At 70.9% G+C, this 20,691-nt stretch carries 25 protein-coding genes; 2 read left to right on the forward strand and 23 right to left on the reverse strand.

Annotated elements, in window-relative coordinates; all coding sequences use genetic code 11:
- The first annotated feature begins 111 nt into the window (after window positions 1-111).
- Window positions 112-1,299, forward strand: coding sequence for a class I SAM-dependent methyltransferase (locus tag ACVFI9_RS15565; RefSeq protein ID WP_474763109.1), 1,188 nt, complete (start codon window positions 112-114; stop codon window positions 1,297-1,299).
- Window positions 1,300-1,372: 73 nt separating this feature from the next.
- Here the strand turns inward: ACVFI9_RS15565 and ACVFI9_RS15570 are convergent, their stop codons facing one another.
- The 10 genes from ACVFI9_RS15570 to glmS all read right to left on the reverse strand — a co-directional run bounded on the left by ACVFI9_RS15570 (window position 1,373) and on the right by glmS (window position 9,424).
- Entirely contained in the window at window positions 1,373-1,744 is a 372-nt protein-coding gene (locus ACVFI9_RS15570) for a hypothetical protein (RefSeq protein ID WP_474763110.1), read from the reverse strand.
- 220 nt (window positions 1,745-1,964) lie between these two features.
- Window positions 1,965-2,726: a DUF4190 domain-containing protein gene (locus tag ACVFI9_RS15575; RefSeq protein ID WP_474763111.1), complete on the reverse strand. Its 762-nt coding sequence runs from the start codon at window positions 2,724-2,726 to the stop codon at window positions 1,965-1,967.
- Between the two features lie 35 nt (window positions 2,727-2,761).
- Window positions 2,762-3,166, reverse strand: coding sequence for a DUF4190 domain-containing protein (locus tag ACVFI9_RS15580; RefSeq protein WP_474763112.1), 405 nt, complete (start codon window positions 3,164-3,166; stop codon window positions 2,762-2,764).
- A 146-nt stretch (window positions 3,167-3,312) separates the two neighbouring features.
- Window positions 3,313-4,365: a tRNA (adenosine(37)-N6)-threonylcarbamoyltransferase complex transferase subunit TsaD gene (tsaD, locus tag ACVFI9_RS15585; protein ID WP_474763113.1), complete on the reverse strand. Its 1,053-nt coding sequence runs from the start codon at window positions 4,363-4,365 to the stop codon at window positions 3,313-3,315.
- Window positions 4,362-4,883 (reverse strand): ribosomal protein S18-alanine N-acetyltransferase, encoded by a 522-nt coding sequence (gene rimI, locus ACVFI9_RS15590; RefSeq protein WP_474763114.1) that lies wholly within the window; start codon window positions 4,881-4,883, stop codon window positions 4,362-4,364. Before rimI ends, tsaD begins: the two co-directional genes overlap by 4 nt.
- On the reverse strand, window positions 4,880-5,515 hold the full coding sequence (gene tsaB / locus ACVFI9_RS15595; protein WP_474763115.1) for a tRNA (adenosine(37)-N6)-threonylcarbamoyltransferase complex dimerization subunit type 1 TsaB: 636 nt from the start codon (window positions 5,513-5,515) through the stop codon (window positions 4,880-4,882). Before tsaB ends, rimI begins: the two co-directional genes overlap by 4 nt.
- A gap of 10 nt (window positions 5,516-5,525) precedes the next feature.
- Window positions 5,526-6,032 carry a tRNA (adenosine(37)-N6)-threonylcarbamoyltransferase complex ATPase subunit type 1 TsaE gene (tsaE, locus tag ACVFI9_RS15600; RefSeq protein WP_474763116.1) on the reverse strand — a complete coding sequence of 169 codons (507 nt, stop codon included), beginning with the start codon at window positions 6,030-6,032 and terminating at the stop codon, window positions 5,526-5,528.
- Complete coding sequence (gene alr, locus ACVFI9_RS15605; protein WP_474763117.1) at window positions 6,032-7,183, reverse strand: alanine racemase; 1,152 nt, start codon at window positions 7,181-7,183, stop codon at window positions 6,032-6,034. The genes tsaE and alr overlap by 1 nt, the downstream gene beginning before the upstream one ends.
- A complete protein-coding gene (locus ACVFI9_RS15610; protein ID WP_474763118.1) occupies window positions 7,180-7,545 on the reverse strand; it encodes a holo-ACP synthase in 366 nt (121 codons plus the stop codon). Before ACVFI9_RS15610 ends, alr begins: the two co-directional genes overlap by 4 nt.
- A gap of 28 nt (window positions 7,546-7,573) precedes the next feature.
- Window positions 7,574-9,424: a glutamine--fructose-6-phosphate transaminase (isomerizing) gene (gene glmS, locus ACVFI9_RS15615; RefSeq protein WP_474763119.1), complete on the reverse strand. Its 1,851-nt coding sequence runs from the start codon at window positions 9,422-9,424 to the stop codon at window positions 7,574-7,576.
- A gap of 85 nt (window positions 9,425-9,509) precedes the next feature.
- On the opposite strand from glmS, the gene coaA reads away from it, so the two are divergent.
- On the forward strand, window positions 9,510-10,466 hold the full coding sequence (gene coaA, locus ACVFI9_RS15620; protein WP_474763120.1) for a type I pantothenate kinase: 957 nt from the start codon (window positions 9,510-9,512) through the stop codon (window positions 10,464-10,466).
- 58 nt (window positions 10,467-10,524) lie between these two features.
- On the opposite strand, the gene glmM is transcribed toward coaA, so the two are convergent.
- From glmM to ACVFI9_RS15685, 13 genes are all read right to left on the reverse strand, one after another.
- A complete protein-coding gene (gene glmM, locus ACVFI9_RS15625; protein ID WP_474763121.1) occupies window positions 10,525-11,886 on the reverse strand; it encodes a phosphoglucosamine mutase in 1,362 nt (453 codons plus the stop codon).
- Window positions 11,887-11,907: 21 nt separating this feature from the next.
- Complete coding sequence (gene rpsI / locus ACVFI9_RS15630; RefSeq protein ID WP_448005817.1) at window positions 11,908-12,393, reverse strand: 30S ribosomal protein S9; 486 nt, start codon at window positions 12,391-12,393, stop codon at window positions 11,908-11,910.
- A 43-nt stretch (window positions 12,394-12,436) separates the two neighbouring features.
- Window positions 12,437-12,883 (reverse strand): 50S ribosomal protein L13, encoded by a 447-nt coding sequence (gene rplM, locus ACVFI9_RS15635; RefSeq protein ID WP_474763122.1) that lies wholly within the window; start codon window positions 12,881-12,883, stop codon window positions 12,437-12,439.
- A 156-nt stretch (window positions 12,884-13,039) separates the two neighbouring features.
- Window positions 13,040-13,981 (reverse strand): tRNA pseudouridine(38-40) synthase TruA, encoded by a 942-nt coding sequence (gene truA, locus ACVFI9_RS15640; protein ID WP_474763123.1) that lies wholly within the window; start codon window positions 13,979-13,981, stop codon window positions 13,040-13,042.
- A gap of 97 nt (window positions 13,982-14,078) precedes the next feature.
- Complete coding sequence (rplQ, locus tag ACVFI9_RS15645; RefSeq protein ID WP_474763124.1) at window positions 14,079-14,636, reverse strand: 50S ribosomal protein L17; 558 nt, start codon at window positions 14,634-14,636, stop codon at window positions 14,079-14,081.
- Window positions 14,637-14,683: 47 nt separating this feature from the next.
- Entirely contained in the window at window positions 14,684-15,670 is a 987-nt protein-coding gene (locus ACVFI9_RS15650; protein WP_136708494.1) for a DNA-directed RNA polymerase subunit alpha, read from the reverse strand.
- Between the two features lie 176 nt (window positions 15,671-15,846).
- Entirely contained in the window at window positions 15,847-16,245 is a 399-nt protein-coding gene (rpsK, locus tag ACVFI9_RS15655) for a 30S ribosomal protein S11 (protein WP_092668574.1), read from the reverse strand.
- A gap of 32 nt (window positions 16,246-16,277) precedes the next feature.
- Window positions 16,278-16,658 (reverse strand): 30S ribosomal protein S13, encoded by a 381-nt coding sequence (gene rpsM, locus ACVFI9_RS15660; RefSeq protein WP_148733835.1) that lies wholly within the window; start codon window positions 16,656-16,658, stop codon window positions 16,278-16,280.
- 185 nt (window positions 16,659-16,843) lie between these two features.
- Window positions 16,844-16,960, reverse strand: coding sequence for a 50S ribosomal protein L36 (rpmJ, locus tag ACVFI9_RS15665; RefSeq protein WP_005050492.1), 117 nt, complete (start codon window positions 16,958-16,960; stop codon window positions 16,844-16,846).
- A gap of 67 nt (window positions 16,961-17,027) precedes the next feature.
- Window positions 17,028-17,249 carry a translation initiation factor IF-1 gene (gene infA, locus ACVFI9_RS15670; RefSeq protein WP_011186713.1) on the reverse strand — a complete coding sequence of 74 codons (222 nt, stop codon included), beginning with the start codon at window positions 17,247-17,249 and terminating at the stop codon, window positions 17,028-17,030.
- 158 nt (window positions 17,250-17,407) lie between these two features.
- Window positions 17,408-18,562, reverse strand: coding sequence for a mannitol-1-phosphate 5-dehydrogenase (locus tag ACVFI9_RS15675; protein ID WP_474763125.1), 1,155 nt, complete (start codon window positions 18,560-18,562; stop codon window positions 17,408-17,410).
- Entirely contained in the window at window positions 18,559-18,999 is a 441-nt protein-coding gene (locus ACVFI9_RS15680; protein ID WP_474763126.1) for a PTS mannitol transporter subunit IIA, read from the reverse strand. Before ACVFI9_RS15680 ends, ACVFI9_RS15675 begins: the two co-directional genes overlap by 4 nt.
- Window positions 19,000-19,123: 124 nt before the next feature.
- Complete coding sequence (locus tag ACVFI9_RS15685) at window positions 19,124-20,674, reverse strand: PTS mannitol transporter subunit IIBC (protein WP_474763127.1); 1,551 nt, start codon at window positions 20,672-20,674, stop codon at window positions 19,124-19,126.
- Between the last annotated feature and the right edge of the window lie 17 nt (window positions 20,675-20,691).

A 20,691-nucleotide genomic window follows, 5' to 3' on the forward strand; every position in this document is an offset into this window, starting at 1 on the left:
AAAGCGAGTCTAGGGGCGATTTGGCACTCGTGCAACGTGAGTGCCAGCCCCCTTCGACGAGCTCGGGGACCGACGACTCAGGGACCGAGGGCTCAGTGCTAGCGTGGCCGGGTGAACCGTGCCGAGCTCGTCGAACTGCTCTCCCCCGAGGGCCTCCGGTTGCTCGACGGGCTGCCCGACTGGGACACCAAGGCGGACATCGTGCGCACGGTCGCCGCACTCCGTCAGGAGGGTCATCCGCCTGGCCTCGTCGCGACGGTCCTCAGCCAGTCGAAGCTCCGAGCGAAGGCGCGCGCGAAGTTCGGCGAGTTCGCCTCCCGCATGCTCTTCACCGAGGCCGGCCTCGAACAGGCGACGCGGCTCAAGGTCGCCGCCCTGCACGCCGGCCGATTCTCGCGAGCCGGCATCGGCCATGTCGCCGACCTCGGCTGCGGCATCGGTGGTGACGCACTCGCCCTTGCCGCGGTCGACCTCGAGGTCACGGCGGCCGATGCCGACGAGGTGACGGCGGCGATCGCGGCCTACAACCTCACGCCATTCCCGAAGGTGCGGGTGCTGCACGCCCGCGCCGAGGACGTGCCGCTCGGGGGCATCGGCGGCGCGTGGCTCGACCCCGCACGCCGCACGACCGCGGGCGGCACCACGAGACGGCTGGCGGATGCCGCGGACTACTCGCCGAGCCTCGACTTCGCGTTCGGCCTCGCCGATCGCCTGCCCGTCGGGGTGAAGCTCGGACCGGGCACCGATCGCGGCGTCATCCCCCCCGACGCCGAGGCCCAGTGGGTGTCGGTCGACGGCGACGTGGTGGAGCTCGGGGTCTGGATGGGAAGCGTCGCGCGGCCCGGCATCCGGCGCGCGGCACTGGTGATCCGCGACGACCGCGCCGCCGAGCTCACCGCCGGAGCCGACAGCGAGGACGCGCCGGTCGGGCCGATCGGCGACTACCTGTACGAGCCCGACGGCTCGGTGATCCGCGCCCGCCTCATCGGCGACCTTGCCCGCGCGAACGGTGCGTGGATGATCAGCCCCGGCATCGCCTACTTCACGGCTGACGCGCCCTTCGAGTCGCCCTTCACGCGCGGCTTCCGCGTGCTCGAGCACCTGCCCGCTGAAGAACGCCAGCTGCGTCAGGCGCTCGCCGCCCGCCGCATCGGCACGCTGGAGATCAAGAAGCGCGGCGTCGACGTGGACCCGGCCGCACTGCGCACGCGGCTGAAGCTCCGGGGTGACGAGACGGCGACGATCGTGCTCACCCGCGAGGCGGGTCGGCACGTGGCGCTGCTCGTCGAGCGGCTCTGACGCCGGCGCTCGCCACCGACGGCGACGGCGACGGCGACGTCGCGGAAGCTGCCCTGCCGCGATCGGCCGGAGCTCAGCTCGGCAGCGCCCCGAAGACGATCGCGTAGTAGCCGATCCACACGGCGGAGAAGACGAGCCCGGCGATGCCGGTGCCGATGCCGACGAACGCGAGCATGCGGCCCTCCGCCTCACGACGCAGGCCGAGCACGCCGAACACGAGGGCCGCGATCGAGAGCGGCAGCATCCAGCCGACGAACAGCGACGCGAGCGCTCCGATGGCGCCGAGGAGCGCGGCGACCCAGCTGTAGACGCGACGCTGCTGGGTCTCCTCCTCGACGGCGGCGGATGCCTCGCCACCGAGCGCCGGGCGGTGCACCACGAGCAGCTGGCCCGTGGGCAGCCCGCGCAGTTCGCCCGTATCGAACGGCACGTCGAATTCGCGCACGGCGGGATCGGCCCGAAGCGTCGGTTCCGACGGCGGCGCGGCAACCGGGATGACCGGCTCGGGCTGCGGTCGCGAACCCGCTGCATCCGGCGTCGTCGCCTCGGGCGGGCCCGGCGAACGTGAGGGGTCTGCCGAAGGCGACGGGCCCGGAGAACGTGAGGGGGCCCCGCCGTCGGGCGGGACCCCTTCGCGATCAGACATCACTCGACCTCGGGCACGCTCAGTACGAGTAGTCGTAGAACGACGTGCTGGCGAAGGCGATGCTCCAGAGGACGATCGAGAGCAGGCCGATGGCGAGGCCGACGAATCCGAGGATCATGCCGGTGAGCCACATCCCCTTGGCGGCGGGCTCCTTCTTCTTGCCGAGGAAACCGAGCACGACGGCCGCGGCCGGGATGATGAGCTGCATGATGCCGCCGACGATCGGGATGAACACCACGAAGAATCCGACGAGGCCGACGATGCCCGCGATGAGCGAGATCAGGCTCAGCACGGGCGTCGGCTTCGCCGCGGTCGTGGTGCCGTAGGCCGGCGCGACGTACCCGGGCTGACCGTAGCCGGGCTGGCCGTACCCGGGCTGCCCGGAACCGGGCTGCGATGCTCCTGCGGCCGCGACGGGTGCCCCGTAGGCGCCGGGGGGCGGTGGCGGAGGCGGGGTCGACGCCCCGTAGCTCGGGGTCGACGGCGGAGCGGGCGGTGCCGGCGGAGCGGGAGGCTCGGGCGCCGAGGGCACCTCGGGCGCACCCGGCACCCCGGGCGTCTCGGGGGCCGACGGCATGCCGGGGTAGGTGGGCTCCGACGGCGCCGGGAAGCCCGGCTCCGGCTCGGAGGGGAACGTCGGCTCCTCGGGCGTCGGAGCCGTGGGCTCCTCGGGCGTCGGGAGGGCGGGCTCCTCGGGCGTCGGAACCATCGGCTCCTCGGGGTTCGGAACCGTGGGCTCGTCGGGCCGCTCGGGCTCGCGCGGGGTGGTCGGGTCGCTCATGGTGTTCGCCTTTCGCGAAGTCGAGGAATCGGCGATCAGTAGGTGGTGATGTACCCGCCCTGCCACAACGCGGCGAACACCGCGAAGAACAGGATGGTCCCGATGATGGCGAGCACGATGCCGATGTAGCCGATGATGAGGCCGGCCACGGCCAGGCCGCGGCCCTGCTCGCCCGTCTTCTTGATCTGGCCGAGCGCGATGTGACCGCAGATGATGCCGACGAGGAAGCCGATGCCCGTGGCGAGGCCGATGAGCGAGGCGACGAGCGAGACGATCGCCAGCGTGTTCGTCTTCGCGCCAGACGGGGCGGTCTGCCCGTACGCCGGTGCGGCCGGTGCGGCCGGTGCGCTGCCGTATGCCGGGGCCGGGGCGGCCGGGGGCGGCGCCGGCTGCGACGGCGGCACGGAGCCCGGCTGGTCGGGAAGGTTCGGATCGGTCACGTTCGTGTGTCCCCTCGATGCTGTGGATTTCGTCGCCGCGGCCTGCGGCGACGGTGGGATGCACGCGTTCCGACGCGGCATCCGCTCACTACGTTGCACACACTATCGCGGCGACGGCGTCACCGACAGACTCCCGCGCGGAGGGGTTACGCCTGGATATCGGTGACGGGAAGGGTGGAGTCGGCACCGAAATCGAGCGACGACGGCGGATGCCCCGCCATGATGAGCTGCGCGCCGAGCTCGGCGATCATGGCGCCGTTGTCGGTGCACAGCGAAAGGGGCGGAATCCGCAGCGCGATGCCCGCCGCGGCCGCTCGCTCGGCCGCCAGCTCGCGGAGCCGGGCATTGGCGATGACGCCTCCGCCGAGGAGGAGCCTGGGCACGCCGAGGTCGGTGCAGGCGGCGACGGCCTTGGTCACGAGCACGTCGACGACGGCCTCGCGGAAGCTCGCCGCGACATCCGCGAGCGGCACGGTCTCGCCCGCGGCCACCCGCTGCTCGACCCAGCGGGCGACGGCGGTCTTGAGCCCCGAGAAGCTGAAGTCGTAGCGGTGCGCGGCGAGGTCCTTCGGCTGCGTGAGCCCCCGTGGGAAGCGGATCGCGTTCGGGTCGCCGCCGATCGCGGCCCGGTCGATCTCGGGGCCGCCGGGGTAGGGCAGGCCGAGCAGTCGCGCCACCTTGTCGAACGCTTCACCCGCGGCGTCGTCGACCGTCTCGCCGAGGAGCTCGACGTCGGACACCAGGTCGCGCACGAGCAGGAGCGACGTGTGGCCCCCGGAGACGAGCAGCGCCACCGTCGGCGTCTCGAGCGGCGCCTCATGGTCGAGCAGGTCGGCGCCGACGTGGCCGACGAGGTGGTTCACCGCGTACAGCGGGCGGTCGAGCGCGACCGCGAGCGCCTTGGCAGCGCCGACACCCACCATCAGGGCGCCTGCCAGACCCGGCCCGTTCGTGACGGCGACGGCGTCGACCTCGGCGAGCGAGATCTCGGCCTCGGCGAGCGCGGCGGCGATGGTGGGCCCGAGGGCCTCGAGGTGAGCGCGGGCGGCGACCTCGGGCACGACGCCGCCGTAGCGCGCGTGTTCCTCCATGGAGGAGGCGATCACGTTGGCGAGCAGGTCGGTGCCGCGCACGATGCCGACACCCGTCTCGTCGCACGAGGTCTCGATGCCCAGCACGAGGGGCGCGTCGCGGTTCATGCGGTGCTCCCGGTTCCGGTTCCGGATGCCGCTGGGCGCGTGACCGCCGGCGGCACGGCGAGGCGCATCGAGATGGCGTCGACGCCGTCGGGTTGGTAGTAGCCGCGGCGCACGCCGATCTGCTCGAAGCCGAGCGACTCGTAGAGCGCGCGGGCGATGGGGTTGTCGGCACGCACCTCGAGGAAGAGCTCGGCGAGGTGGCGACGGCGAGCCTGCGTGATGAGCGCGTGCATGAGTCCGCGACCGAGGCCGATGCCTCGCGCGAACGGGGCGACCGCGATGGTCTGGATGTCGCCCTGGCCGCTGCCCGACGGCGCGAGCAGGCCCGCGTAGCCGAGGAGTCGCCGGTCGGGATCCTCCTCGTCGTCGTCGACCGCGACGAGGTAGTACCCGTGCGGGCTCTCGAGCTCGCGGCGCATGGCGTCTTCGGGCCACGCGTCGTTCACGAACGTCTCGCGCTCGAGGCGCATGATCGCGTCGAGGTCGGCGGGCCTGGCACGCCGCATGAGCACGCTCACTGCAGCACCCGCTTGCCGGCGGAGGGCGTGACATCGGGTGACCGGAGGTACAGCGGCGCGTCGTCGGCGAGCGGCAGCCGCCGGGCGGCGAAGGCGAGTTCGGCGAGCATGCCGATCGCGCCGGCCGGAACCGTCGCGGTGTCGAGACGGATGCCCCGTGCCCCGGGCACCTCGTCACGCGGAACGAGTCGCGGGCCGTCAGTGCGCACGGGAAGCGCGTCGCCGTCGAGGCCGCCGTACTCGGAGATCGCGAACTCGCGGCGACGTGCATCGGTGACGACCTGCAGCGGGCCCGTGCCGCCCCCGCGGTACCAGGACCATGCGACGGCGTCGTGGCTCACGACCGGCACGAACGGCTTCGAGAGGCCGAGCGCGAACGCGTGCGCCGCGGCGATGCCGACGCGCAGGCCCGTGAACGGACCCGGGCCCATGCCCGCCGCGACGCCCGAGAGGTCGCTCGCCCGCACACCCGCCGCCTGCAGCGCTTCGAGGATGAATCCGCCGACGACCTCGGCGTGCCGCATGGTGTCGGCCGTGCCCGTCTCGGCGAGGCAGCGCAGTTCACCGCTGGCGTCGTCGCGATCGACGACGGCGACGCTCGTGCCCGTCGAGGTGTCGATCGCGAGGAGCATGGATCCCAGCCTACTGGGCGTCGTCGAAGCGGCTCCCCGCCCAGCGCGGGCCGTGACCGCGCACCTCGAGCATTCGCGGCTCGTCGGCGCCGAGGAACTCGGCGTCGGCGGCATCCGTCATCGCCGCGGTGCCCGCTCCATCCGGGCGTTCGATGACGACGTCGAGCCACGACTCGGCCACGTCGTCGAGCAGGCCGGCTCCCCACTCGACGACGACCACGGCGTGGGCGAAGTCGAGGTCGAGGTCGTCGAGGAGCTCGGGGGTGCCGAGCCGGTAGGCGTCGACGTGCACGAGCGGCGGGCCGCCGACGAGGCTCGGATGCGTGCGGGCCAGCACGAACGTGGGGCTCTGCACCGGGCCGCGCACGCCGAGCCCCGCGCCGAGGCCGCGCGTGAGCGTGGTCTTGCCGGCGCCGAGCGGCCCCGTCAGCACCACGAGGTCGCCGGCCCGGAGCTCGGCGCCGAGGTCGCGTCCGAACGCCTCCATGGCGGCCGTGTCGGGGATGTCGATGCGCATCACGTCCCGCCCAGGTACGTGCGCGGCACGCGCGGGCCGATGCGCGTGACGATCTCGTAGCCGATGGTGTCGGCGGCGTCGCCCCAGTCGTCGGCCGACGGCGCGCCCGCCGCGGGGTCGCCGAAGAGCACGACCTCGTCGCCGACCGCGACGGCGTCGTCGCCGACGTCGACGAGGAACTGGTCCATCGCGATGCGGCCGACCACGGCGCGCCGCGCGCCGGCGAGGAGCACCTCGGCCCGGCCCGACGCCTGCCGCGGGATGCCGTCGGCGTACCCGAGCGGCACGAGTGCCAACGTGGTCGGACGCGGCGCCCGCCATACGTGGCCGTACGAGACTCCCGTGCCGGCATCGATTCGGCGGACGGCGGCGACACGACCGCGCAGGGTCATGGCCGGACGCAGTCCGAGTTCGGCGGCCGTGGTGCCGTCGCCGAAGGGTGGGATCCCGTAGATGCCGATGCCGAGGCGCACGAGGTCGTAGCGCGACTCGGGGCGCCGCAGGGCCCCGGCCGTCGAGGCGATGTGCCGGACGTCGGGGGCGAGGCCGGCGGCGGAGGCCTCGGCGAGCGCCCGCTCGAAGGACGCGAGCTGGACGGCATCCGCCTCCTCGGACGTGTTCGCGAGGTGACTGAAGACACCGCGCACGCGGAGGCGACCGGCCCGCTCGAGGCGGGCAGCCGCGGCGACCGCCTCGCCCCAGGCTTCCGGGGCGACGCCGTTGCGGCTCAGGCCCGTGTCGATCTTCAGGTGCACCATGGCCGGCCGGCCGACGGATGCCGCGGCGTCGGCGATGGCCTCGAGCTGGCCGAGCGACGAGACGCCGAGGTCCACGTCCCGTTCGACGGCCGCCGCGAACGCAGCGCCCGGATCGTGCAGCCAGGCGAGCAGGGGTGCGGTGATCCCTGCGGTGCGGAGCGCGAGCGCCTCGGAGACATCGGCGACGCCGAGCCAGGTGGCTCCGCCGGCGAGCGCGGCGCGCGCCACGGGCACGGCGCCGTGTCCGTACGCGTCGGCCTTCACGACGGCCATCGCCTGCGCGGGCGCGACGACCTCGGCGAGGTGCGCCACGTTGTCGCGGATGGCGCAGAGGTCGACGACCGCCTCGCGGAACGGCCGTGACGTGGCATCCGCCCGCGCGACCTCGCTCACTCGACGCCCCGCACGGACTCGAGCACGACGAACGCGCTCGCGATGCCCGCGTCGTGGCTCATGGAGAGGTGCACGCGGTCGATGCCGAGCGCCCGGACGTGCTCGGCGAGGTCGCCCGAGAGCTCGAAGTCGGGGTTGCCCTCGGCGTCCTGGACGACGCGCATGTCGTGCCAGCGGATGACGGCGTGACCGCCGAGCGCCTTGATGAGGGACTCCTTCGCCGCGAACCGCGCGGCGAGCGAGCGCGGTTGGCGGTCACGTTCGCTCTCGGCGAACAGCCGCTCGACGAGACCCGGGGTGCGGATGATCGATCGCTCGAAGCGCGCGATGTCGACGACGTCGATGCCGATGCCGATGATCACCGCGCCTCCCGACCCCGGGTCAGCCGGCTCATTCCACCGTCACGGACTTCGCGAGGTTGCGCGGCTGGTCGACATCGAGCCCCTTGGCCTGCGCGAGCTCCATGGCGAAGATCTGCAGCGGGACCACCGCGAGGAGCGGTTCGAACAGCGGCGCGGCGAGCGGGATGCGCAGCACCTCGTCGGCGAACGGCAGCACCGCGGCGTCGCCCGCCTCGGCGATCGCGATCACGCGGGCGCCGCGCGCGCGGATCTCCTGGATGTTCGACACCACCTTCGGGTGCAGGTTCGCCGAGCCGCGGGGGCTGGGCACCACCACGAAGACGGGCTGGCCCGGCTCGATGAGTGCGATCGGACCGTGCTTGAGCTCGCCGGCGGCGAAGCCCTCGGCATGGATGTACGCGAGCTCCTTGAGCTTCAGCGCCCCCTCGAGAGCGATCGGATAGCCCACGTGGCGTCCGAGGAACAGCACCGAACGCGTGTCGGCCATCCAGTGCGCGAGCTGGCCCACCAGCTCGGCCTGCTCGAGCACCGTCTCGAGCTTCTCGGGCACCGCCTGCAGCTCGGCGAGCTGTGCAGCGAGTTCCTCGGCGTCGAGCGTGCCGCGCACGCGGGCGAGGTGCAGCCCGAACAGGTAGAGGGCGGCGATCTGTGCGACGAAGGCCTTCGTCGAGGCCACCGCGACCTCGGGGCCGGCATGCGTGTAGACGACGGCGTCGGACTCACGGGGGATGGTGGCGCCCTGGGTGTTGCAGATCGAGATCGTGCGCGCGCCCATCTCGCGGGCGTACTTCACCGCCATCAGGGTGTCCATGGTCTCGCCCGACTGGCTGATCGAGACGACCAGGGTGCCGGAGTCGAGCACGGGCTCGCGGTAGCGGAACTCGTGGCTGAGCTCCACCTCGACCGGCACGCGCGCCCACTGCTCGATGGCGTACTTCGCGACCATGCCGGCGTAGGCCGCGGTGCCGCAGGCGATCACGGTGATGCGGCGGATGGCCCGCAGTTCGTCGTCTCCGAAGTCGGCGAGTTCGGGGATCACGGCCTGCCCGTCGACGATGCGGCCGAGCAGGGTGTTCCGGACCGCCTCGGGCTGCTCGGAGACCTCCTTGCGCATGAAGGACGACCACCCGCCCTTCTCGGCCGCCGAGGCGTCCCACGCGACGTCGAACGGCTCGACCTCGACGGCGTGGCCCGCGAAGTCGGTGACCGTGACGTCGTCGGCGGTGATCGTGACGATCTGGTCCTGGCCGATCGCCACGGCGCGCTTCGTGAACTCGACGAACGCCGCGACATCCGAGCCGAGGAAGTTCTCGCCGTCGCCCAGGCCGATGACGAGCGGGGAGTTGCGGCGCGCGCCGACCACCACGCCGGGCTGGTCGCGGTGCACCGCGAGCAGCGTGAACGCGCCGTCGAGGCGCGAGACCGTGGCCCGGAAGGCCTCGGTGAGCTCGCCGATGCGGCGGTACTCGCGCCCGAGGAGCACGGCGGCCACCTCGGTGTCGGTCTCGCTCTCGAAGGTGTAGCCCTCGGCGAGGAGCTCGTCCTTCAGCTCGGAGAAGTTCTCGATGATGCCGTTGTGGATGAGCGCGAGCCGGCCCTCGTCGCCGAGGTGCGGGTGGGCGTTGCGGTCGGTGGGGCCGCCGTGCGTGGCCCAGCGGGTGTGGCCGATGCCGGTGCCGCCGCGGTGGAGGGGCGTCGCCTCGAGGTCGTCGGCGAGGACCTGCAGTTTGCCCGCCCGCTTCGCGGTCTCGATGACGCCGTCATCGTCGACGATGGCGACCCCCGCCGAGTCGTATCCGCGATATTCGAGGCGGCGAAGGCCTCCCATGAGCACGTCGAGGCTGTTGCGCTCTCCGACGTATCCGACGATTCCACACATGGAGGCGATTCTAGTGTCGCGCCGCTGTGCGCCCGCCGCGTGCGTGCACAGCGGTGGGCTCGCCGGTCGACACTAGACTGTCACGGTGCTGGATCCGCAGAGCCCGTTGCCGCACGGCGCGCAGATCACGCCGTTCATCGAGCTCGACCGGGCGAGCTGGGCCGCCCTGGCGCCGTCGATGCCGGCGCCCCTCAGCGAGATCGAGATCGTGCAGCTGCGCGGCCTCGGCGAGCCGCTCGACCTCCGCGAGGTCGCCGAGGTCTACCTGCCGCTCAGTCGCCTGCTCAACCTCTACGTCGGCGGCACGAAGTCGCTGCACAACGTCACGAGCGAGTTCCTCCGCAAGCGTCCCGAGCCCACGCCCTTCGTGATCGGCGTCGCGGGTTCGGTGGCGGTGGGCAAGTCCACCATCGCGCGTCTCCTGCGCGAGCTCCTCGCCAGGTGGGAGCACACGCCCCGAGTCGAGCTGGTGACGACCGACGGATTCCTCTTCCCGAACGCCGAGCTCGAGCGGCGGGGGCTGATGGGGCGCAAGGGGTTCCCCGAGTCGTACGACCGACGCGCGCTGCTCCGGTTCGTGAGCGAGGTGAAGGCCGGTGCCGCGGCCGTGCGCGCACCGTTCTACTCGCACCTGGCCTATGACATCGTGCCCGACGCGTGGATCACCGTGCGCCGCCCCGACGTGCTCATCGTCGAGGGCCTCAACGTGCTGCAGCCGCCCGGGCCCGGACACCGCCTGGCGGTGAGCGACCTGTTCGACTTCACGATCTACGTCGACGCCCGAACGAGCGACATCGCCCGCTGGTACGAGGAACGGTTCCTGAAGCTCCAGCGCGGCGCATTCTCGAATCCGCGTTCCTACTTCCACCGGTACGCGAGCCTCACCGAAGACGAGGCGCGCCAGCGGGCGCGCTCGATCTGGCACGAGATCAACGAACCCAACCTGCTGCAGAACATCCGGCCGACGCGATCGCGCGCCTCGCTCGTCCTGCGCAAGAGCGCCGACCACACGGTGTCGAACGTGCTCCTGCGCAAGCTCTGAGCGCGGCCCTCGAGCCCCGTCGAAGGGTGGTCCCTGAGCCCAGCGACCGGCGGGCGACTCAGTTCGCGAGTCGCGCGCGCACCACCTCGGCCAGCGCCGCCGCATGACGCTCGGCGGTGTCCTGATCGGCCGCCTCGACCATGACGCGCACCATCGGCTCCGTGCCCGACGGGCGCAGGAGCACGCGCCCGGAGTCGCCGAGCTCGGCTTCGACGGCCGCGACGGCCGCGGCGATCTCGGCATCTTGGTGCATGGCATTGTGATCGACGCCGCGCACGTTCACGAGCACCTGCGGGTACACGGTCATCACCGACGCCAGCTCGGCGAGGGACTTGCCGGTGCGATTGAGCTCCGCGGCCAAGTGCAGGCCGGTGAGCACCCCGTCGCCGGTGGTCGCGAACTCGGTCATGATGACGTGACCCGACTGCTCGCCGCCGAGCGCGAGGCCCTCCGCCGCGAGCGCCTCCAGCACGTAGCGGTCGCCGACCTTCGTCTCGACGACGCGGATGCCCCGCTCGGCCATGGCCCGGCGAAGGCCGAGGTTGGACATGACGGTGACGACGAGCGTGTCATCGGTGAGGTGACCGCGCTCGTGCATCGAGAGGGCGAGGATCGCCATGATGCGGTCGCCGTCGACGATGTCGCCGTGGGCGTCGACGGCGAGGCACCGATCGGCGTCGCCGTCGTGCGCGATGCCGAGGTCGGCCCCGTGCTCGAGCACGGCTGCACGGAGCGGCTCGAGGTGCGTCGAGCCGACGCCGTCGTTGATGTTCATGCCGTCGGGGTCGGCGCCGATGACGATCACCTCGGCGCCGGCGTCTCGGAACGTCTCCGGCGACACGCCGGCCGCCGCACCGTGGGCGCAGTCGAGCACGACCTTGAGGCCCTCGAGGCGATTCGGCAGCGTGCTCAGCAGGTGCACGACGTAGCGGTCTTCGGCGTCGGCGAAGCGGCGGATGCGGCCGACGCCGTCGCCCACGGGCGCGAGCTTCTGCCTGCCGAGGAAGGACTCGATGCGGTCCTCGACCTCGTCGGGCAGCTTCGTGCCGCCGAACGAGAAGAACTTGATGCCGTTGTCGGGCGCCGGGTTGTGCGACGCCGAGATCATGACGCCGAAGTCGGCGCCGATCGAGTCGATGAGGAACGCGGTCGCGGGCGTCGGGATGACGCCGGCGTCGAGCACGTCGACACCCGAGCTCGCGAGGCCGGCCGAGACGGCCGCGGTGAGGAACTCACCGGAGACGCGGGGGTCGCGCGCGACGACCGCGACCGGACGGCGTCCTGCCGCCCGGAGCTCGTCGGCGTGACGCCCCTGCGTGAGCACGGCGGCAGCCGCCTGGGCGAGGCCCAGGGCCAGGTCAGCCGTGAGATCACGGTTGGCGAGGCCCCGGACCCCGTCGGTTCCGAAGAGCCGAGGCATACGGAGAACCGGAGGCCCGGATCAGCGCTTCGAGAACTGGGGCGCCTTGCGGGCCTTCTTGAGGCCGGCCTTCTTGCGCTCGATGACGCGGGCGTCGCGCGTGAGGAAGCCGGACTTCTTCAGCGTCGGACGGTTGTTCTCTCGGTCGATCTCGTTGAGCGCGCGGGCGATCGCGAGGCGCAGGGCGCCGGCCTGGCCCGAGGGGCCGCCACCGGTGATGCGGGCGATCACGTCGTACGAGCCGGAGAGCTCGAGCACCGTGAACGGGTCGGTGATGAGCTGCTGGTGCAGCTTGTTCGGGAAGTAGTCGGCGAACTCACGGCCGTTGACCGTGATGGTGCCGGCGCCGGGAACGACGCGAACGCGGGCGATGGCCTGCTTGCGGCGACCGACGGCCGCGCCCGAGACGTTGAGCACGGGGCGGGGGGTGGCGGGAGCGGCCGCGGGGGCGCTCTCGGTGGTGTAGCTCTCGGGAGCCGCTTCGATCTGGTCTGCGATCTTCGCCATGGTGGTGTGAATCCTTATTTCGAGAACGTCGAGTGCGCCGGAGTTACTGGGCGACCTGGGTGAGGGTGTACGGCTTCGGCTGCTGGGCCGAGTGCGGGTGCTCCGGGCCGGCGTAGACCTTCAGCTTCTTCAGCTGCTGGCGGCCGAGCGAGTTCTTGGGGAGCATGCCGCGGATCGCCTTCTCGACGGCGCGGACGGGGTTCTTCTCGAGGAGCTCGGCGTACCCGACGGCCTTGAGGCCGCCCGGGTAGCCCGAGTGACGGTAGGCCTTCTTCTGCTCGAGCTTCTGGCCGGTGAGGGCCACCTTGTCGGCGTTGACGATGATGACGAAGTCACCGGTGTCGACGTGGTTGGCGAAGATCGGCTTGTGCTTGCCACGGAGGAGTGCGGCCGAGTGGCTCGCGAGACGGCCGAGCACGACGTCGGTGGCGTCGATGACGACCCAGTCGCGCTGGATCTCGTTCGGCTTCGGGGTGTAGGTGCGCGTCACGGAAGTGCTGCTTTCTGATCGAGTGAGGAGTTCGTGAATCCCGCTCCGAGAGGTGTTCGCGCGCGATGCGCTCGAACGCCCGGCTGGAGGGCTCATGATCGGGTGCCGCCCTTCGACGGGCTCAGGAACCAGTGATGGCGGCACCAAAGAGACAGCTTAGCCGACGATGCCTTCGGCGTGCAATTCGCGACGTGCCCTGGTCTGCGTGGCACGGGCCTCGAGCGCCGCGTCGTCGGGGTACCCCACCTCGGTCAGCACGAGGCCCTTCGCCGGCATGACCTTGAACGCGCTGGTCCGCTCGGCGGCCCGCAACAGGCCGAGCGGGTCGGATGCCTCGAGCCGGCCCTCCCCCACCGCGACGCACGCCCCGACGAGGGCTCGCACCATCGAGTGGCAGAACGCGTCCGCCTGGAGCGAGGCGACGAGGACGCCGTCATCGGGGCGTCGCGCCCACGAGTAGGACTGGAGCGTCCGGATGGTCGTGGCACCCTCTCGGGGCCGGCAGAAGGCGGCGAAGTCGTGCAGGCCCGTGAGCGAGCGCGCCGCGGCATCCATCGCCTCGACGTCGAGCGCCCGGGGAATCACCACCGTTCGCCGCCGTTCGAGCGGATCACGGACGGCGGAGGCGTCGGCCACGCGGTACTCGTAGCGGCGCCACAGCGCCGAGAACCGGGCGTCGAAGCCGGCTGGTGCGCGCTCCGCGTGGGTGATCACCACGTCGGCATCGGCGCCGATGATGCCCGTGAGGCGGCGACCCAGCGCGGCCTCCGGCGTGGCGTCGGCGTCCTGTCCACGACGCGGGCGAGCCACGGCGGCGAGCGCCGTCGCGGTGACGTCGAGGTGCGCGACCTGCCCGAGCGCGTGCACGCCCGCATCGGTGCGTCCCGCGACGGTCAGCCGGGGAGCCTCACCCGTGCGGCGGAAGAGCGTGGCGAGGGCCTCCTCGAGCACCCCCTGCACCGTGCGCAGCCCGGGCTGCCGGCTCCAGCCGTTGAAGTCGGTGCCGTCGTAGGCGATGCCGAGCCGTACGCGGACGACGGATGCCGCGGCATCCGCCTCGTCGCCGCGGTCGCCTGCGGGCCCGGCTGTCTCACTCACTCCTCCAGCCTACGGCGCGGCCCTCCCCTGCCCCTGCCAGGGGAACGGCGAAGGGCCCGGATGCACGCGGCATCCGGGCCCTTCGACGGTGGTTCGACTACTTGGCCTCGACGGGCTCCTCGGCCGGCGTCTCCGCCGACTCCTCGGAGGCCTCGGAACCGGCGGCCTCGTCGACCGCGGCCTCGGCCTCGGTCACGGCCTCGTCGGCCGTCGTCTCCTCGACCGCGGGCTCCTCGGCCGGCGTCTCGTCGGGCGTGGCGGCGGCGGCCGGCTTGGCGGCGCGCTGCTTCTTCACGACCGGCTCGAGCACGAGCTCGATGACCGCCATGGGGGCGTTGTCGCCCTTGCGGTAGCCGATCTTCGTGATGCGCGTGTAGCCGCCCTCACGGTCGGCCACCTGGGGCGCGATCTCGGTGAACAGCTTGTGCACGACGCTCTTGTCGCCGATCACGGCGAGCACCCGGCGACGGGCGTGCAGGTCGCCGCGCTTGGCGAACGTGATGAGGCGCTCGGCGAGCGGACGCAGGCGCTTGGCCTTCGTCTCGGTCGTGGTGATCCGCTCGTGCGTGAAGAGCGCTGCGGCGAGGTTCGCGAGCAGGAGCCGCTCGTGCGCGGGACCGCCTCCGAGGCGGGGACCCTTGGTGGGCTTCGGCATGGTTCGTTATCTCCAGTGGTGGGGGGTCGTTACGGGGACGAAGACGATCAGCTCTCGTCGTCGAAGCCCGTGTAGAAGTGGGCGCCGTCGAATCCGGGCACGGAATCCTTCAGCGAGAGACCCATCTCGGTGAGCTTGTCCTTGACCTCATCCACCGACTTCTGGCCGAAGTTGCGGATGTTCATGAGCTGCGACTCCGACAGGGCGACGAGCTCCGACACCGTGTTGATGCCCTCGCGCTTGAGGCAGTTGTAGCTGCGCACCGACAGGTCGAGGTCCTCGATCGGGATCGAGAGCTCGCTCGAGAGCACGGCGTCGACCGGCGCCGGGCCGATCTCGATGCCCTCTGCGGCCACGTTGAGCTCGCGGGCGAGGCCGAAGAGCTCGGTGAGCGTGCGGCCCGCCGAGGCGATGGCGTCGCGCGGCGAGATCGCGGGCTTCGTCTCGACGTCGACCACGAGGCGGTCGAAGTCGGTACGCTCACCGGCACGCGTGGCCTCGACGCGGTAGGTGACCTTGAGCACCGGCGAGTAGATCGAGTCGACCGGGATCTGGCCCGCTTCGGAGTACTCGTTGCGGTTCTGGCTGGCCGACACGTAGCCGCGGCCGCGCTCGATCGTGAGCTCGAGCTCGAACTTCGCCGAGTCGTTGAGCGTCGCGATGACGAGCTCGGGGTTGTGCACCTCGACACCGGCCGGAGCGGAGATGTCGGCGGCGGTGACCTCACCGGCACCCTGCTTGCGGAGGTAGGCGGTGATGGGCTCGTCGTGCTCGCTGGAGACGACGAGGTTCTTGATGTTGAGGATGATCTCGGTGACATCCTCCTTCACGCCCGGAACGGTCGAGAACTCGTGGAGCACGCCGTCGATGCGGATGCTCGTCACGGCTGCGCCGGGGATCGAGGAGAGGAGGGTGCGGCGGAGCGAGTTACCCAGCGTGTAGCCGAAGCCCGGCTCGAGGGGCTCGATCACGAAACGCGAACGGAACTCCGAGATGTTCTCTTCGGTGAGCGTCGGGCGCTGTGCGATCAGCACTGTTGATTCCTTTCGGCAGGGTGTCCGCTATATGACACCTGCGAGGTCGAGGATCTTGAGTTGTGAGAGAACGTGTCGCTGGTCGAGTAGGCCCGTCAGGGCCGTATCGAGACCGGCGGATGCCGCAGGGGTCTCGATACGGGCGCAGGCGCCCTACTCGACCAACGGATGGAGTATCAGACGCGACGACGCTTCGGCGGGCGGCATCCGTTGTGCGCCTGGGGCGTCACGTCGTTGATGCTGCCGACCTCGAGGCCCGCGGCCTGGAGCGAGCGGATCGCCGTCTCGCGACCCGAACCCGGGCCCTTGACGAAGACGTCGACCTTCTTCATGCCGTGCTCCTGCGCCTGGCGGGCGGCCGACTCGGCGGCCAGCTGCGCGGCGAACGGGGTCGACTTGCGCGAGCCCTTGAAGCCGACGCCGCCCGACGAGGCCCAGCTGATCACGGCACCGGTGGTGTCGGTGATCGAGACGATCGTGTTGTTGAACGTCGACTTGATGTGGGCCTGACCCACGGCGATGTTCTTCTTTTCCTTCTTGCGCGGCTTGCGAGTAGCCGCCTTGGGTGCTGCCATGTGTGAAATCTCCTAGATCTGGCGACGAGCGGTTACTTGCGGCCGGGCTTCTTCTTGCCGGCGACGGTGCGCTTCGGGCCCTTGCGGGTGCGAGCGTTGGTCTTGGTGCGCTGGCCGCGGACCGGGAGGCCGCGGCGGTGGCGCAGGCCCTCGTAGGATCCGATCTCGACCTTGCGGCGGATGTCGGCGGCGACTTCACGGCGGAGATCGCCCTCGACCTTGAAGTTGCCCTCGATGTAGTCGCGGAGGGCGACGAGCTGCTCGTCGCTGAGATCCTTCACGCGGATGTTGCCGTCGATGCCGGTCTCGGCGAGCGTGGTGAGCGCTCGCGTGCGGCCGACGCCGTAGATGTAGGTCAGTGCGATCTCCACGCGCTTCTCGCGCGGGATGTCGACTCCTGCCAGACGTGCCATGTGTGGCTTCTCCTGTTTCGAAGTGGAGGTGTGGAGCAGCGCCGGTGCCCGGGCCTCCGTCCCGAGGTGTCCCCGCGACATCCGGGATGTCGTGGTTCTGGCGTTGCCGTTGCGGTGTTCAGTTGTGCGCCCTTCGGTGAGCTCCCTTCGACAGGCTCAGGGACCGAGGGGCCGAAGCCGTGCGACTAGCCCTGGCGCTGCTTGTGGCGCGGGTTGCTCTTGCAGATCACCATGACGCGGCCGTGGCGGCGGATGACCTTGCAGTGGTCGCAGATGGGCTTGACGCTGGGGTTGACCTTCACAGTTGTTTCCTTGGTTCGCTGTCCTCGTACCCGCGGGGTGCCGCAGGCCGTTACTTTCCAGCTGCCCTTACTTGTAGCGGTAGACGATGCGGCCGCGCGTCAGGTCGTAGGGGCTCAGCTCCACGATCACGCGATCCTCGGGGAGGATCCGGATGTAGTGCTGGCGCATCTTGCCTGAGATATGCGCGAGGACCTTGTGCCCGTTGGTCAGTTCCACGCGGAACATCGCGTTCGGGAGTGCCTCGATGACCGAGCCTTCGATCTCGATGACGCCGTCTTTCTTGGCCATAGCCTCACTATCGCTTGGAGTTTGGGATGCTGGTCGTGCGACGATGCTGCACGCGATGACGGATCCGTCTGACCAGGGGTCGTCGGGCATGCCGAAGCAGGCGTGCAGAACACCAAGGGTCAACTATAGGCGATTTCGACCCACCGCGCCAGTCGAGGTCAGGAGCGCGCGGCCTTCGCCTCGGCGACCTTCGCGACGAGTCCCGGTTCGAGCGGATGCCCCGCCGCGATGCCGGTGACCTCGTGCACGAACGCGGCGGGCTCGCGGGACGCGAGGAGTTGCTGCAGCTCGACGCTCTCGGGATCCGCCGGCACGTCGAACCGCAGGGCGGCGCCGACGGCGCCGAGCAGCCCGTCGACGGGCAGCCCCGCGACGGCGAGCTCGGACGCCGGGCCGATGAAGCGCTCGTGGCGGCCGAGCTTGCGCAGCGGCTGCCGGCCCACGCGCTCGACGGTGTCGGGCAGCTCGGGGTTCCGGAACCGCTCGAGGATGCGCAGCCGGTACGCGGCCTGCTCCGCCTCGGTGAAGCCGTGCTTCGCCACGATCAACGCACTCGTCTCGCCGAGCGCGCGCTCCACGCCCGCCGCCACCGCGGGATCCGCGAGCGCGTCGCTGATGCGCTCGTGCCCCGCGAGGAACCCGAGGTAAGCCGTTGCGGCGTGGCCCGTGTTCACGGTGAAGAGCTTCCGCTCGATGTACGGCGCGAGGTCGTCGACGAAGTGGGCGCCCGGGATCTCGGGCACGGCGTCGCCGAACGGCGGCCGCTCGATCGCCCACTCGAAGAACGTCTCGACGGTCACGTCGAGGCCCGCGTCGGCGGCCTGCCCGGGAACGATCCGGTCGACGGCGGTGTTCGCGAACACGGCCTTCGCGGCGAGCTCCCGCCACTCCTCGGGACTCGAGAGGGAGGCGATCTCGTCGTGCAGCTGGTCGGTCGCGTTGATCGCGTTCTCGCACGCCATGATCACGATCGGCGGGGCGTCCGCGGGCCTCGCTCGCAGCGCGGCGACGAGATGCGGGGCGATGAAGCGCAGGATGCTCGGGCCGACGGCGGTGGTCGCCACGTCGGCGGTCTCGAGCTCGGCGAGCAGCGCCGGTGCGTCCGTCTGGCTGTTCACCGCGCGGTATCCGTCGACGCGGCGGTCGCGGGCCCCGGCTCCCACCTCGTGCACGGTGTAGTGGTCGGATGCCGCGAGCGCGTCGATGAGCTCGGCGTTCACGTCGGCGAACACGACCTCGTATCCGGCCTCGTGCAGGAGCAGTCCGACGAAGCCGCGCCCGATGTTGCCCGCGCCGAAGTGCACGGCCTTCACGATGCGTTGACCTCCGAGAGCCGGGCATGCAGCTCGGCGGCGGTGGGCGCGTCGAGCAGTTTCCGCACCTCGTCCTCGTCGGAGAAGATGATGGCGATCTTCGAGAGGATCTCGAGGTGCTCGTTCTCGATGCCGGCGATGCCGACCACGAAGCGCGCCTCCTCGCCGTCCCAGTCGACGGGCTCCTCGTATCGGATCACCGAGAGCGCCGACCGGCGGATCTGGTCCTTCGCCTCGTTGGTGCCGTGCGGGATGGCGAGGAAGTTCCCCATGTAGGTCGAGACCGTCGCCTCGCGGTCGAGCATGGAGTCGATGTAGCCGGGATCGACCGCTCCGGCGTCGACGAGGATCGCCCCGGCCTCGCGGATCGCGTCGTCGCGGCCGGCGGCCCGGGAGGCGATCCGCACGTTGGCGGCGGGCAGGATCTGGTCGGTCATGGGAGCTCTCCTTCTTCCTCGACGTGCTCGTGCTTCGTGGTTCTGGTCACGCGGCGGCCCGGGCCGCGACCGGTCGAGGTGAACGGCCGCGACCCGGGTACGGGTCATCCGGTGGTGGTGATCGTCAGCTGCCCTTCTGCGTCTCGATCAGTTGCACGACCTCGTCGTACTTCGGCGAGTTCATGAAGTTGTCGACCGAGACGTGGACCGCGTCGGGCGTCATGTGGCGTGCCCGATCGGTCAGCTGCCCCTGGGTGATGACCAGGTCGGCCGACTCGTCGAGCTGCGCGATGGCCTTGTTGGTCACCGTGACATCCTCGATGCCCGCCTTCTTGATCTTGTTGCGAAGCACGCTCGCTCCCATCGCCGACGACCCCATGCCGGCGTCGCAGGCGAACACGACGTTCTTGATCTCGCGCATCGTGCCGGTCGCGGGACCGCCGCTCCCGCCCGCCTGGGTCGCCGCGCCGCCGCGCAGGTTCGCGAGGGTGTCGGAGCTCTTGCCCTTGGCCGCTTCGGTCTGCGTGATCGCGGCGCCGAATGCGTCATCCGTGATGGCCATCGCCTGGAGGTCGCGCTTCCGCGACGCCCGCAGGATGACCGCCGCGATGGTGAAGGTCACGGCTGCCGAGAGGACCACCGAGAGGAGGACGGCGAAGTACGCACCCGGCGCGGTCTGCGCGATGACCGCGATGATGCTCCCCGGTGCGGCCGGAGCCCGCAGGGCGCCGTCCAGGAGCATGTTCGTGCTGACCCCGGTCATGCCGCCCGCGATGAGCGCCAGGATCAGGATCGGCTTCATCAGCGCGAACGGGAAGTAGACCTCGTGGATGCCGCCGAAGAACTGGATGACGGCCGCACCCGGTGCCGACGCCCTCGCCGCGCCGATGCCGAAGAACGTGAACGCGAGCAGCAGGCCGACGCCGGGGCCGGGGTTCGCCTCGAGCAGGAACAGGATCGACGAGCCCTCCTCGGCCGCCTGCGAGAGGCCGAGCGGCGTGAGCACGCCGTGGTTGATCGCGTTGTTCAGGAAGAGCACCTTGGCCGGCTCGATGATGATGCTCGTCAGCGGCAGCAGGTTCGTCTCCACGAGCCAGTTCACCGCGGCCGACAGCACGTTCATGATGCCGTTGACCAGCCAGGCGACCGGGTAGAACCCGACGATGGCCATGACGAAGCCCCAGATGCCCGCGGAGAACATGTTCACGAGCATCTCGAACCCGGCCCGGATCTTGCCGTCCCAGAGCGCGTCGATCCGCTTCATCGTCCAGGCCGACAACGGTCCGAGGATCATCGCGCCGATGAACATGTGGATCTGTCCGAGCTGGTTGTCCTCGGGCAGGGTGGCGTTGACCTGCGCGATGAGCAGGTCGGAGCCCGCGATCGCGCCGAACGTCGCGATGGAGCCGACGACGCCGCCGCGGATGCCGTAGACCAGGCTTCCGCCCGTGTAGGCGATCAGGATGGGGAGCAGGTAGTGGATGAACGGCCCGACGATGGTCGCGAGATCGGCGTTCGGGGTCCATCCGACGGCGATGAAGAACGCGGTGAAGATGCCCCACGCGATGAGCGCGGGGATGTTCGGCATGATCATGCCGCTGAGGAAGGTGCCGAACCTCTGGACGGCGACGCGTGCTCCCCCCGGCCGCTTCGCTCCCGCAGACGTCGTTGTCATGGTGTTGCCCCTCTCGT

The sequence above is a fragment of the Agromyces sp. NSFZ genome (genome assembly GCF_056156205.1).

Bases quoted from the DNA above. Each gene is read 5' to 3' on its own strand.
- tsaB (WP_474763115.1), bottom strand. From the start codon at position 5,515: ATGCTCCTCGCGATCGACACCTCGACGGGCACGAGCGTCGCCGTCGTC.
- rplQ (WP_474763124.1), bottom strand. From the start codon at position 14,636: ATGCCGAAGCCCACCAAGGGTCCCCGCCTCGGAGGCGGTCCCGCGCAC.
- tsaE (WP_474763116.1), bottom strand. From the start codon at position 6,032: ATGCGCATCGACATCCCCGACACGGCCGCCATGGAGGCGTTCGGACGC.
- ACVFI9_RS15685 (WP_474763127.1), bottom strand. From the start codon at position 20,674: ATGACAACGACGTCTGCGGGAGCGAAGCGGCCGGGGGGAGCACGCGTC.
- ACVFI9_RS15575 (WP_474763111.1), bottom strand. From the start codon at position 2,726: ATGAGCGACCCGACCACCCCGCGCGAGCCCGAGCGGCCCGACGAGCCC.
- rpsM (WP_148733835.1), bottom strand. From the start codon at position 16,658: ATGGCACGTCTGGCAGGAGTCGACATCCCGCGCGAGAAGCGCGTGGAG.
- rpsK (WP_092668574.1), bottom strand. From the start codon at position 16,245: ATGGCAGCACCCAAGGCGGCTACTCGCAAGCCGCGCAAGAAGGAAAAG.
- tsaD (WP_474763113.1), bottom strand. From the start codon at position 4,365: ATGAACCGCGACGCGCCCCTCGTGCTGGGCATCGAGACCTCGTGCGAC.
- rpsI (WP_448005817.1), bottom strand. From the start codon at position 12,393: ATGGCGAAGATCGCAGACCAGATCGAAGCGGCTCCCGAGAGCTACACC.
- ACVFI9_RS15680 (WP_474763126.1), bottom strand. From the start codon at position 18,999: ATGACCGACCAGATCCTGCCCGCCGCCAACGTGCGGATCGCCTCCCGG.
- glmM (WP_474763121.1), bottom strand. From the start codon at position 11,886: ATGCCTCGGCTCTTCGGAACCGACGGGGTCCGGGGCCTCGCCAACCGT.
- glmS (WP_474763119.1), bottom strand. From the start codon at position 9,424: ATGTGTGGAATCGTCGGATACGTCGGAGAGCGCAACAGCCTCGACGTG.
- infA (WP_011186713.1), bottom strand. From the start codon at position 17,249: ATGGCCAAGAAAGACGGCGTCATCGAGATCGAAGGCTCGGTCATCGAG.